Here is a 13,297-nt window from a genome sequence, read left to right as displayed (position 1 = left end):
CTCGCCATTTTGACTCACAATCACTATTTTTGAATTAAATAGCGAATTGTTGGCCCATCTTGTTGAATATCCAGCACGGTATAACCATAGTTTTTAGCATCTAGCGGAATATTATTAATTGATTGTGGGCAATCACTCACCACCTCCAATATTTCCCCAGACTTAAGCGATGGCATCGCTTCAAGTGTTGCCACGGCAGGATAAGGACAAGGTTCACCAACCATATCCAAGCGATAATCTGGAACTATATCTTTCTTATTCATAATGCCTCCACTGATGTGTTAACCGATTTTTGAGCACGCTTACGGAAAAAGTGTTTTTCCCACAGCAACATCAAGGCGAAAGCGATGGCTAATAATAAGTAAGTCACGATTAAACCGCCTTCGGGACCAAATGTTTCAAGTAAATTGACCTTATCAAAGTCTGTTGCCAACCAAGGCGCCAAATCATCCCAATAATAAGCCAGGATTGTTGCGCCAATGATATTACCAAAACCGACCCACCAGTAATGAACTTGACCTTCAACGGCACGATACATCCAGCCAGTTTCACAACCCCCAGCCAGCACGATACCAAACCCAAACAGCAATCCACCAATAACCGCATTCGGACCTGCCCAAAGTATTTTTGGCGTCGCACCTAATTGTACGTAGCTAAAAATACCAATGGCACTAACCGCCATGCCGATAATAATGGCTTTTGCCATATGCGTACGTCCAGTAATCCATAAATCACGGAAAGCAGAAGTAAAACAAATTTGAGCGCGTTCAATCAATAGACCAAAACCAATTCCACATAATATCGCAAAGCCCATTACAGGCGCGTCGAATAAAGTATAAAGACCCCACGCCATTGATAAAGTGAAAACAATCATGCCTAATCTGAAACGTCTTTTAGCAACATCCTGTCTTTGCGTCAAAGGTGACGCTGCGCTAACTTTTTGCAGCTTAACGGGAATTCTAAACATGGGCATTAATGTAAATTTTGCACCAAAATAAGAACCTGCCGCAGTAGCCACTGCAAAATACCACGCATGCAAAGAAAACTGAGGGATCCCAGTAAAAAATGCCGCTAAATTACACCCCATTGCTAGGCGTGCACCAAAGCCTGCAATAATTCCACCAATAATCGCCTGAAAAATCCTAATTCGATGTTGAGGCATACGCAATTTAACGTTATTCGCCCATAGCGCTGCCGCAATACATCCTGCAAACATACCGATGATCATCACACCATCAATTCGATCTAGCGGGCTTCCTTCAAAACCAATAACTTTAAAATAGCCCCAGTTTTGTGGCTCAGCACCGAATAGTTGAAGAACGTGTCCACCCCAACGTGTGAATTCACCCGTAACAGCCCAGAAAGTGCCAGTAAGTCCAAAATAATAAGTAGACAAAATACCTGCGGCAATAACAGCAGGAAGGGGTTTCCAAAAAGCGATGAGATAGCGAGATTTGAACTCAGACCAAGTCATTGTAACTTCCAATTCATTCATACCAGAACCTGGCAAAGAATTTCGCTGTTGTATAAATGTGTTACATAACACCCCCACAGCGAAGAGGTGCACATCATACTCCGATTAGTAATTTCGTGAAGAATAAATATCACAAAGTGTTTAAAAATATTGCTCAATTGGATGTACATCAAAGATTGCCAATCACTTCATTCATTTTTACTCACATACTGTTAGTATTTTGAGTTCAAACTAACATAACTAATGAGAAAATCGCCTTCACTGATATTGATCTCGATTATAAAAAGAGAATAAATTACAAAAATATAATGGTAATAGAAAATATCGTTAATCACGATTTTTTTGCAAAAAAAAGCGTTATCTTTTAGATAACGCTGGAAATGTAGTCTTATTTTATTTATAGAGGAGTATAATATGAAACTGCCGTTTTACGGCATTGCTTGCTATGCGTAGTCTGAAGTCAGCCCATTGACCCCAGTAATAACATTTAACTTAATAAGTACTATGCTTTATTTGAAATACAGCTCGATACATAAATTGAGCAAAATTATCTATTTTAATATAAAGTCCCATTTAAATTACATTAAGACTTTATTCATTCCCTAGCATAAGTAAATTTCAAAAATAAACATTTCAATATTAGCAAGTATTAAAAAGTGTTTCTAAATGTTATTGATTGCATTATAACGCAACAATTATGTTGCGCAAGTGTTTTTTAAAATCACCCAAAACCACTAGAAACAAAATTAAAAATGATAAAAATCAATGAAATATAAACTAAGCAATCGAGTAAATCATTTATTTAAAATAATTATAGTCATTAATATAATTTTAACTAAAAAATTATATTGAGTAATAAATTAATTTTTCAATTAAAATAATTTATGTTAAGTAGAGTTTGAAAATAATGTCACCTGCTTCTTTGATTTTCAAAATTATATTAATAAGCATAAATTAAACTTACCCTTTAAATGGATTTTTACTTAGTTAATACCGTATCTTCTTTCTGCTTTTTCATAAAGAATAATATTAAATTTATTTTATTCTTATAAAAATCAAACATTTTTAGACTATCTATACAGATGATTTATTTTATTTGACCGAGTATTAATACTTATAAGTTGTCGTGCTAACACATACCCTTACTTATTAAATGGTTTATTTTTCATTATCACTTTCCATACAATCAAACCAATAATATAGGCATCGATAGCATTTAAATCTCTCATAACGCTAATTATAAAACAAAGAAATAACAAATAGGGATTAGAAATTTTTAATAATTTAACAATAAATACATTAAAATATAATGACTTGGATTTCAGTTTAATATTAGTAATAGACTCGAAATTTCATTTTTCATTATTAAGTTTAATAATACAAATTATTTTCTTGATACCACCACTTCAAATACCCAAATAAAGAGTACGGAATTCAATAACTTTTATATTGAACTATCTTTTAGTGCCCACTATAAGTTATTAAAATACAAGGAAGCATTGCAGATTTAACAAAACAATAAAAAAATAGCAGCCTTACTAGTGAATGGTCTCTTTCGTTCTTCTAACCTAATGGGATTTGAACTCAGGATTGGAAAAAACAGGAATAAACTAACTCGTTATTAACTAAAAATAAAACGCGCCTTATATCTATCATTTTAAGTGAAAAATACACTAAAATTTAGAAACAAGACGCGCAATAAAAAATATAATTCTATTTGTCATACTATAACTACGGTGCTATGACTTATTTAGAAGAAACCGCTTCCATACCAACCAAACCAATCTTAAGGTAGCCTGATTGACGCAATGCATTCATCACATCCATCATTGTTTCATAATCAACGCTCTTATCCGCTTGGAAAAAGATTGTTGTTTCTTTATTGGTATTTGTTGCTTGGTCTAGCATTGCAGAAAGCTGCTCTTTTGATACCGCTTGATCACCAATAAATAACTGATTATCAGCTTTAACTGTCAGAAATACAGGTTTCTCTGGACGCGGTTGTGGTTTCGCCGTCGAGGCTGGCAAATCAACTTTAATATCGACCGTCGCCAAAGGCGCTGCAACCATAAAGATAATCAGCAAAACTAACATAACATCAATAAAAGGTGTTACGTTGATTTCATGCATTTCACCACTGTCATCTTGCTCGTCACCTAAACGCATTGCCATAATCGTTACCTTGCTTTGCTATTGGCCAGATCGAGATCGCGACCAAGTAATAATGCGGCTTGTGCAGCGGTATCACCAACTTGACCACGGTAGTTATTAATCATTCGGGCAAAAATATTGTAAATAACAACCGCAGGAATAGCAGCGATAAGTCCAATTGCAGTTGCCAATAAAGCCTCGGCAATACCCGGAGCAACAACAGCAAGGTTAGTTGTCTGTGAATGAGCAATCCCAATAAAGCTATTCATGATCCCCCAGACAGTACCAAATAACCCCACAAATGGAGAGATTGCACCTATTGTTGCTAAATAACCATTACCGCGCCCCATATAACGGCTAATCGCCGCTACAGCTCTTTCAAGTCTAAATGCTGTACGCTCTTTAGTACCTGATAAATCAGTACTATTTACTGAAAGTGTTCTTTCAGATACGGCTTCGTTTAATAGCATACGAGTAATACTATTCGCTTTAAAACCATCGGCAATACTCACTGCTTCATCGAGTGATTTAACTTGTGCGATAGCTTTGGTCTCGTCTTTCAAACGGCGACGAGCAATTAAAATTTCAATACCTTTAGAGAAGAACAGAGCCCAAGTAATCACAGATGCGATAACTAAACCAATCATCACTGTTTTAACAACGTTATCTGCGTTTTGGTACATACCCCAAACTGATAAGTCTTTATCAAACCCACCAAGTTGATTTTCTGTCGCAATTTCAATACTTTCACTAACAACAGTATTGCTCTCTACCGCACCTGAATTAGGAGCTATTGAAGGTGCAGGTGCAATCTCAGCATTTGGTGAAGTTGTTGGTGTGGAAGTGGGTGTAGCCGAATTATTAGAAGGCGATGTTGACGGTGTATTCTGAGCTGCAGCAGGTGCTGTTGCTGTTGCTGGGGCAGTTTCAGCGACTGCCGTTCCCATCAAGCCAATCGCCAATAGAATAGAAGCTGTTAGTTTACGCATCAGTTGGCCTTTACTCTCTTCTTTAGTGTTGTATAAAAAAATTCATATCGATGATTGTGCCATTCATCGACTAACCTTTAAAAGCGAAATTTGATTCGCGATATATATCTCTTTTAAAAAGACGAGCAGATGATATCAAACATAGCGCGAATTGATAGTAATTATCATTAGTATTCGCGATTTTTTTACTATTTGTTGCTTTCCAACAAATAAGCCCTCGCCGATGATGAGGTTATTTGAGTTATTACCTAACACATTCAAAATAGACAAAACTAATCATTCTTTAAACATTTTATCTTACATACCACCTGATTATATATTTATTCTAAATAATTCAATCTGTAGGTAGGCACACCTCGAGGAGCATACACAAGTATGTGACCCGAGTAACTGAGCGCTGCCAACAACCCTACAGGTTGAAGTATGAAGAGTATAAGTATGAAGAGTATAAGTATGAAGAATAATCAAGTTGCGACATAACCCTTGCACTCATCTAAGCAAATCATTTAACTTCAATATATTAAATAGCCACCTCTAAAACAATTTAGGATAAAGGAAGGTATATTACATGGCAAAAATTAGACCTGAAACGCAATTAGTTAATCTGGGTAGAAACCCTAAATATACTCAAAAAGGGGTTAATCCTATTATCCAAAGAACCTCTTCTGTTATTTTTAGCTCTCTAGAAGAAAAACGACATGCGACTCGCCATCGTGCTGATGGGGTACTTTTTTATGGTCGCCGTGGTACCCAAACACATTTTGCTTTCCAAGAAGCAATGGCTGAGCTGGAGTGTGGTGCGGGGAGTGCGCTTTATCCTTCTGGCGCAGCAGCAATTACTAATGCCATTTTATCATTTATCTCAACGGGCGATCACATCTTAGTGACGGGTTCTGCATACGATCCTACACAAAATTTTTGTGACAAAATGCTCACAAAACTCAATATTGAAACAACCTACTTTGATCCTTTAATTGGCGCTAACATCACCAGTCTTATTCGCCCTAATACTCGCATTGTCTTTTTGGAATCGCCAGGTTCTATCACCATGGAAGTTCATGACATTCCCGCTATTGTTAAGGCCATTCGTGATAAATCGCCTGAAATCATTATTATGATTGATAATACTTGGGCTGCGGGTGTATTACTTAAACCGTTATTATTAGGTGTCGATATTTCTATTCAGTCTGCGACTAAATATATTAATGGCCACTCCGATGGCATGTTAGGGGTCGCGGTCGCAAATGAACGTTGCCTCGAAGCATTGCGTGAAAACTCTTACCTTTTAGGTCAAACCGCTGATCCTGATACGGTTTATATGGCAGGAAGAGGACTCCACACATTAGCCACTCGCTTAAAACAACATGAAACGAATAGTTTAATCGTTGCTAATTGGCTTGCTAAGCACTCCAAAGTTGAACAAGTTTTTCACCCTGCATTGCCAACTTCACCAGGGCACGAATTCTTTGCCCGTGATTTTGCTGGCTGTAATGGGCTCTTTTCTTTTCAACTAAAAGATCGTTTATCAACAGAACAATTCAGTGCATTTTTAGATAATTTCACCCATTTTAAAATGGGTTATTCATGGGGAGGCTATGAATCGCTTATTTTAGGTTATCAAAAAGAAGATTTATTGAGTATGCGTCAATATGATTTCAAACCCAATGACGGTACATTTTTCCGTATTCACGTTGGCCTTGAACATCCACAAGACTTGATTGATGATTTACAATTGGCATTTGAACGACTCTAACCATTAAAAATATCAATGCGTTTATTCACACTATTGTTGACAACAATTTATCAATGATAGTGTGTAATATCCAATAACATATTTATCTTCAAATAACCTAATAACCCAAACAAATCAAACCCACGATATTTTTTTCCTGTAAGATAGTTTAAGAATTGGCTTTTATGTAAAAACAGGAACAATTATGGAAGTCCTACGCGAAATCGTACAGGCACTTTGGCACCACGATTTCCTTAAACTATCCAACCCTGAAGTCCTTTGGGTTATTTATACCGTACTTTTTGTTGTCATTGTTTTAGAAAATGGCGTTCTTCCTGCCGCTTTTCTTCCCGGTGATACTCTACTTATTCTTTCTGGCGCATTAATTGCAAAAGGTGTTCTACACTTTATCCCCACTGTTTTATTGCTAGCAACGGCGGCAAGCCTTGGCTGCTGGCTTGGTTTTCTACAGGGAAGATGGCTAAGTGACACTAAAACGGTCAAGCGCTGGTTATCTCAAATACCGGAAGAATACCATGCGAAAGCAAATAATATGTTTAATAAACAAGGGCTTTACGCACTACTTATTGGGCGATTTTTAGCTTTTGTTCGTACACTATTACCTGTACTTGCGGGCCTTTCCGACTTAAGTCACCGCCGTTTCCAATTATTCAATTGGTTAAGTGGTTTATTGTGGGTCGGTATTATTGTCACGCTAGGCTATGCCTTAAATCAAATTCCATTTGTAAAACAACATGAACAAATCGTTATTAGTGCATTAATGATTATCCCCGTCGTGTTACTACTCGCAGGGTTAATTGGTTCGATAGTCATGTACTGGAAACATCGCAAAGCACTCAATAAAAAAGAAAGCTAATCAAAAATTAGCTGTCTACTATTTTTTATATCCCGATCGTACATAAAAAAACCTCAGTTGTTTTTCAACAACTGAGGCTATCATCAGCATCACAGTAATTATTTAATTAATGCGTGCATCTCTTGTACGGAAATCACTTTTTCGGTTGGGTCTGCACTTAAAGACATCGTTGTCGCAAAACCACCATTTAACGTGGTGTCATAATGCACTTTATATTGCAGCGCACTACGGCGGATCAATTTAGAATCTTCAATAGCTTGACGACCTGCGGTGGTGTTAACAATGTAATCGTACTCACCATTTTTGATCCTGTCTTGAATATGCGGACGACCTTCATGAACTTTGTTAACTAAGCGCGGGTTAATACCAGCCTCACCCAGCACAATCGCCGTTCCATGCGTCGCATCTAATTCAAAGCCATGTTTCAACAATTTAGCCGCTAAATCAACCACGCGAGTTTTATCGCCTTCACGTACTGATAACAGTGCGCGACCCGATTTCTTCATCGTAGAACTGCTACCTAACATCGCTTTAGCAAATGCTTCTGCAAAAGTACGCCCCACACCCATCACTTCACCGGTCGAGCGCATTTCAGGACCAAGAATTGGGTCTACACCTTGGAATTTATTGAATGGTAACACCACTTCTTTGACTGAATAGTAAGGTGGAATAATTTCTTTAGTGACACCTTGCTGTGCCAATGTTTGGCCGACCATGACACGCGCTGCTACTTTTGCTAAAGGTACTCCTGTTGCTTTAGACACAAATGGCACCGTTCTAGCTGCACGAGGGTTAACTTCAATCAAATATACTTCGTTATTTTTGACTGCAAATTGAACATTCATCAGCCCACGAACACGTAACTCAAATGCAAGATTACGCACTTGTTCACGCATTACATCCTGAATTTCTTGACTTAATGTGTAAGCGGGTAATGAACATGCTGAGTCGCCAGAGTGAACCCCTGCTTGCTCAATATGCTCCATAATACCGCCGATAAGCACCATTTCACCGTCACAAATTGCGTCGACGTCAACTTCAACCGCATCATCTAAGAAACGGTCAAGTAAGACTGGTGCATCATTCGATACACTCACCGCATTTTGGAAATAACGACGTAAATCAATCTCATCGTACACAATTTCCATTGCACGACCGCCAAGAACATAAGAAGGGCGAACGACTAGTGGATAGCCTATTCCAACGGCTTTTTCAACCGCTTGTTCGATAGTCGCAACCGTTGCATTTTGTGGTTGTTTCAGATTTAAGCGATTTACGGCTTGCTGGAAACGTTCACGGTCTTCTGCGCGGTCTATCGCATCAGGGCTCGTACCAATAATTGGTACACCGGCCGCTTCGAGTGCACGTGCTAATTTCAGTGGCGTTTGTCCACCATATTGCACGATTACCCCTTTTGGCTGCTCAATACGTACTATTTCTAATACATCTTCAAGGGTTACTGATTCGAAATAGAGACGGTCTGAAGTGTCGTAGTCTGTTGAAACCGTTTCAGGGTTACAGTTAACCATGATGGTTTCATAACCATCTTCACGTAATGCAAGCGAAGCGTGAACACAGCAGTAATCAAATTCAATCCCTTGACCAATACGGTTTGGACCACCCCCAAGCACCATTATTTTAGGTTTATCATTGTTTGGGTTAGATTCGCACTCTTCTTCATAAGTTGAATACATGTAAGCGGTATCAGTAGAAAATTCCGCAGCACAGGTATCAACTCGCTTATAAACTGGATGCAAGTCATAACTTTGACGAAGTTTACGCAATTCTGCCTCAGAAACACCGACTAATTTAGCCAGACGTTCATCAGCGAAACCTTTGCGCTTCAAGCCACGTAAAAACTCTTTTGTCAGCCCGTTAATACCTTCTTCTGCCACTTGCTCTTCAAGGCGAACAAGCTCTTCAATTTGAACTAAGAACCAGCGGTCTATATTTGTTAAATTGAAAATGCCATCGACAGATAAGCCTGCACGGAATGCATCAGCCACATACCAAATACGCTCAGCGCCAGCTTCTTTTAGCTCACGACGGATACGTGTTAATGCTTCTGGGTCATCTAAGCTAACTTTCGGATCAAAACCTGTTGCACCAACTTCTAGTCCACGTAATGCTTTTTGCATTGATTCCTGGAATGTACGGCCAATCGCCATAACTTCACCGACTGATTTCATCTGCGTCGTTAAACGGTCATTTGTACCCGCAAATTTCTCAAAATTAAACCGTGGGATTTTGGTCACAACATAGTCAATTGAAGGCTCAAATGATGCAGGCGTACGACCACCTGTAATATCATTCATTAGCTCATCAAGGGTGTAACCTACTGCCAATTTTGCGGCAATTTTCGCAATTGGGAAGCCTGTGGCTTTAGAAGCTAAAGCAGATGAGCGGGATACACGTGGATTCATCTCAATCACAATTAAGCGCCCATCTTTTGGGTTAACTGAGAATTGAACGTTAGAGCCACCTGTTTCTACACCAATTTCGCGTAACACTGCCATCGAGGCATCACGCATGATTTGGTATTCTTTGTCTGTTAGTGTTTGAGCGGGGGCAACGGTAATTGAGTCACCGGTATGGATCCCCATGGCATCAAAGTTTTCAATCGAGCAGACAATAATGCAGTTGTCGTTTTTATCACGAACAACTTCCATCTCGTATTCTTTCCAACCAATCAATGATTCATCAATTAGCAATTCATTAGTTGGTGAGAGATCAAGACCACGAGTACAAATTTCTTCAAACTCTTCACGGTTATAAGCGATACCACCACCTGAACCGCCCATTGTAAACGAAGGTCGAATGATACAAGGAAATCCAACATCATCAGCGACGGCGTAAGCTTCTTCCATATTATGAGCAAAGCCCGAACGTGCAGTTCCCAGACCAATTTTTTTCATCGCTTTATCAAAGCGCTGGCGATCTTCTGCTTTATCAATCGCATCTGCGGTGGCGCCAATCATCGTTACGCCAAACTCAGCAAGCACACCTTTACGCTCAAGCTCAAGCGCACAATTGAGTGCAGTTTGTCCGCCCATTGTGGGTAAAACCGCATCTGGACGTTCTTTTTCAATGATTTTACGTACCACTTCCCAATGGATTGGCTCGATATAAGTCGCATCAGCCATTTCAGGATCAGTCATGATTGTCGCAGGATTTGAGTTAACTAAGATAACTCGATAACCTTCTTCGCGTAGTGCTTTACACGCTTGGGCTCCTGAATAGTCGAATTCACATGCTTGGCCGATAACAATTGGGCCTGCACCTAAAATCAGAATGCTTTTTATATCTGTACGTTTTCCCACTTTCTTGCTCCCAATTATTGTGCGTTTTGGCCTGATGTGTTCTTACGATATTCGTTTATCAAATCAATGAAGTGATCAAATAAATTCTCTGCATCATGTGGACCTGAGCTTGCTTCTGGGTGACCTTGGAAACTAAATGCAGGTTTATCTGTGCGGTGAATACCTTGTAGCGTTCCATCAAACAATGATTTATGTGTCACACGCAACGTATCGGGTAGCGTTGTTTCATCAACAGCAAAACCATGGTTTTGAGCCGTAATCATCACAACATTTCTATCTAAATCTTTAACGGGGTGGTTAGCACCGTGATGTCCAAATTTCATTTTGATAGTGTCAGCACCACTTGCGAGTGCTAATAACTGATGCCCTAAGCAAATACCAAATACAGGAATTTCTGTTTCAAGAAATTGCCTAATTGCATTAATCGCATAGTCACAAGGCGCTGGGTCGCCAGGTCCGTTGGATAAAAAGATCCCATCTGGATTCATTGCTAATACTGTTTCTGCGGGTGTTGTAGCAGGCACAACAGTTAAGCGGCAACCACGGTCAACCAACATACGTAGAATGTTACGTTTTGCACCAAAATCATAAGCCACTACATGTAGAGGTAAATCTTCAACTTTCTTAGCGGCCAGCTGCCCATCTTCAAGGTTCCAAGAGTTCTGCGTCCAAGTATAAATTTCTTTGGTACACACCTCTTTGGCTAAATCTAATCCATTGAGACCTGAAAATCCGCGCGCTTTCTCAAGTGCAAGTGCAACATCCGGATTATCCCCTGCGATAATACAACCGTTTTGCGCCCCTTTCTCTCTCAACAAACGTGTCAGTTTGCGGGTATCGATATCAGCAATGGCAACAACATTATGACGCTTCAGATATTCCGACAGGCCTTCCTGACCACGAAAGTTACTATAAACTAATGGTAAGTCACGAATTATCAAACCTTGAGCATGTACATTTGAAGATTCTTCGTCATCAGCGTTGGTGCCGACATTACCAATATGGGGATAAGTGAGAGTAACAATTTGGCGGGAATAGGAAGGGTCAGTAATTATTTCTTGGTAACCGGTCATTGATGTATTGAAAACGACTTCTCCAATAGCGGCCCCTTCAGCACCGATGGCGCGCCCGTGGAATTGGGTTCCGTCTTCCAGAACCAATATAGCTGACTTTATCAAAACACCCTCCAGAGAATAATAAATCATAATTACTGCATATTAATTCAGATTTTGCGATCTAAATCAATGCCAAAATGAGTTTTTAATCATATTTTTGGCAAATTGCGCGAATTCTAATGATGTGTTGAGGTCTTGTCTAGAAAAAAATGCATTTTTTACAATTCTATCTTATCTTTTTGCTTGTTTACCTATTTTTTAGTTACATGAGCATTAAAACTAGCACTCATAGTGAATAGGTAAACGGTTGCGATATAAGATAATTGAATAATTAATGATAACCTAGCTTAAAGTTAGAATAAAGTGCAATTAATGAGTAAACCGAAGGGGAAAAATAGAGATATCTTTATAAAATACAGGTTATGACAATAAATACATTACAAGACAGCGTTATCAAGCCAATGATAACTCATTAGCCTGATTTTAATGTGATTATATATAATTAAAAATTACAAATCATCAAGACTCAAGACATCTTTCATGTCATATAAACCACTTTTTTTAGAGCTTACCCACCCAGATGCTCGAATTGCCCCTTTTGCAAAGGTCATACGGCTAGAAGCTTTGTGGCTTATCTCAACGCGCTCACCTATATCTGCAAACATCACGGTGTGCTCACCGACAATATCTCCCGCTCTCACTGTAGCAAAGCCAATTGTGCCCGCTTCACGCTCACCTGTGTAGCCTTCTCTCGCATACACCGCACAACTATTAAGATCTTTACCTAATGCACTCGCAATAGATTCCCCCATTGCAAGCGCAGTCCCTGACGGTGCATCCACTTTATGGCGGTGATGAGCTTCAATAATTTCAATGTCAGTATAATCACCCATTACCTTGGCTGCTTTTTCGAGTAATTTTAGAACAACATTAACACCAACACTGAAATTAGCAGCAAATACGATGGGGATCACTTTAGCGGCATCTGCAATAGCCTGTTTACCTGATTCATCAAATCCAGTCGTACCAATTACCATCGATTTTTGGTGTGCTTGGCAAAAAGCGAGATAGAGCAAAGTGCCTTCAGGGCGAGTAAAATCAATGACCACATCAAAGTCATTAACGACTTTATCGAGAGAATCAACAATCACAACACCTAAATGCCCAATACCCGCTAACTCGCCGGCATCAACACCAACAAGAGAAGAACCTTCACGCTCTATCGCCGCGCCTAATCGAATGCCTTCTTGCTCTTGTGCTGCTTGAATTAATTGGCGTCCCATACGACCACCAGCACCGACAATCGCAACACGTACCGTTGAATCTGTCATTTGCAATCCTTTAATAATTATTGATGCGAAAATTATGACCAAACCCTATAAATATAAATAATGACTAACCAGTTAAGATAATCAAAACTTTATATTTACTTAAAATTTGTTGTTATACCTAAAGCCACTAGAAAGCCATAAACGATGCTAATACAGCTGAGGTGAGATATAACGAATAGACAGATTAACCATCATGGCATTATTGCGCTAGTACTAATCTTAAGTTATTAACAAAACCGTACAAAGAGGAGAAATTATCAGAAAAAGTTGTGATGATGGGTGGTTCAATAGGCAATAAAAAGCCATTT

9 protein-coding genes are annotated in these 13,297 nt (G+C 39.1%); 2 read left to right on the top strand and 7 right to left on the bottom strand.

Going from position 1 to position 13,297, the window contains the following annotated elements; translation table 11 throughout:
• Positions 1 to 23 precede the first annotated feature (23 nt).
• From yedF to exbB, 4 genes are all read right to left on the bottom strand, one after another.
• Positions 24 to 263: a sulfurtransferase-like selenium metabolism protein YedF gene (yedF, locus tag DD649_RS14925; protein ID WP_294108346.1), complete on the bottom strand. Its 240-nt coding sequence runs from the start codon at positions 261 to 263 to the stop codon at positions 24 to 26.
• Positions 260 to 1,474 carry a selenium metabolism membrane protein YedE/FdhT gene (yedE, locus tag DD649_RS14920; protein WP_336430965.1) on the bottom strand — a complete coding sequence of 405 codons (1,215 nt, stop codon included), beginning with the start codon at positions 1,472 to 1,474 and terminating at the stop codon, positions 260 to 262. The genes yedF and yedE overlap by 4 nt, the downstream gene beginning before the upstream one ends.
• Positions 1,475 to 3,220: 1,746 nt before the next feature.
• Positions 3,221 to 3,646 (bottom strand): TonB system transport protein ExbD, encoded by a 426-nt coding sequence (gene exbD / locus DD649_RS14915; RefSeq protein ID WP_294108344.1) that lies wholly within the window; start codon positions 3,644 to 3,646, stop codon positions 3,221 to 3,223.
• Positions 3,647 to 3,651: 5 nt separating this feature from the next.
• Entirely contained in the window at positions 3,652 to 4,614 is a 963-nt protein-coding gene (exbB, locus tag DD649_RS14910) for a tonB-system energizer ExbB (RefSeq protein ID WP_294108340.1), read from the bottom strand.
• 568 nt (positions 4,615 to 5,182) lie between these two features.
• On the opposite strand from exbB, the gene metC reads away from it, so the two are divergent.
• Positions 5,183 to 6,367, top strand: a complete 1,185-nt coding sequence (metC, locus tag DD649_RS14905) for a cystathionine beta-lyase (RefSeq protein WP_294108338.1) — start codon at positions 5,183 to 5,185, stop codon at positions 6,365 to 6,367.
• Positions 6,368 to 6,551: 184 nt separating this feature from the next.
• The gene (locus DD649_RS14900; protein WP_294108336.1) at positions 6,552 to 7,223 is read left to right on the top strand and encodes a DedA family protein; all 672 of its coding nucleotides are present in this window, start codon (positions 6,552 to 6,554) and stop codon (positions 7,221 to 7,223) included.
• A gap of 98 nt (positions 7,224 to 7,321) precedes the next feature.
• Here DD649_RS14900 and carB read toward each other — a convergent pair whose 3' ends face one another.
• The 3 genes from carB to dapB all read right to left on the bottom strand — a co-directional run bounded on the left by carB (position 7,322) and on the right by dapB (position 12,989).
• On the bottom strand, positions 7,322 to 10,543 hold the full coding sequence (gene carB, locus DD649_RS14895) for a carbamoyl-phosphate synthase large subunit (protein WP_294108334.1): 3,222 nt from the start codon (positions 10,541 to 10,543) through the stop codon (positions 7,322 to 7,324).
• Between the two features lie 14 nt (positions 10,544 to 10,557).
• Positions 10,558 to 11,721: a glutamine-hydrolyzing carbamoyl-phosphate synthase small subunit gene (gene carA / locus DD649_RS14890; protein ID WP_294108332.1), complete on the bottom strand. Its 1,164-nt coding sequence runs from the start codon at positions 11,719 to 11,721 to the stop codon at positions 10,558 to 10,560.
• Between the two features lie 446 nt (positions 11,722 to 12,167).
• Positions 12,168 to 12,989, bottom strand: a complete 822-nt coding sequence (gene dapB, locus DD649_RS14885) for a 4-hydroxy-tetrahydrodipicolinate reductase (protein WP_294108330.1) — start codon at positions 12,987 to 12,989, stop codon at positions 12,168 to 12,170.
• Positions 12,990 to 13,297: the final 308 nt, after the last annotated feature.

It is taken from the genome of Providencia sp. (assembly GCF_003533305.1).
GTDB lineage: Bacteria > Pseudomonadota > Gammaproteobacteria > Enterobacterales > Enterobacteriaceae > Providencia.
Note: the sequence above shows the minus strand (reverse complement) of the source record. Positions and strands in the feature narration are given on the sequence as shown.

Coding starts and splice junctions, on each gene's coding strand:
- yedF (WP_294108346.1), bottom strand. CDS start 263: ATGAATAAGAAAGATATAGTTCCAGATTATCGCTTGGATATGGTTGGT.
- yedE (WP_336430965.1), bottom strand. CDS start 1,474: ATGACTTGGTCTGAGTTCAAATCTCGCTATCTCATCGCTTTTTGGAAA.
- exbD (WP_294108344.1), bottom strand. CDS start 3,646: ATGGCAATGCGTTTAGGTGACGAGCAAGATGACAGTGGTGAAATGCAT.
- exbB (WP_294108340.1), bottom strand. CDS start 4,614: ATGCGTAAACTAACAGCTTCTATTCTATTGGCGATTGGCTTGATGGGA.
- metC (WP_294108338.1), top strand. CDS start 5,183: ATGGCAAAAATTAGACCTGAAACGCAATTAGTTAATCTGGGTAGAAAC.
- DD649_RS14900 (WP_294108336.1), top strand. CDS start 6,552: ATGGAAGTCCTACGCGAAATCGTACAGGCACTTTGGCACCACGATTTC.
- dapB (WP_294108330.1), bottom strand. CDS start 12,989: ATGACAGATTCAACGGTACGTGTTGCGATTGTCGGTGCTGGTGGTCGT.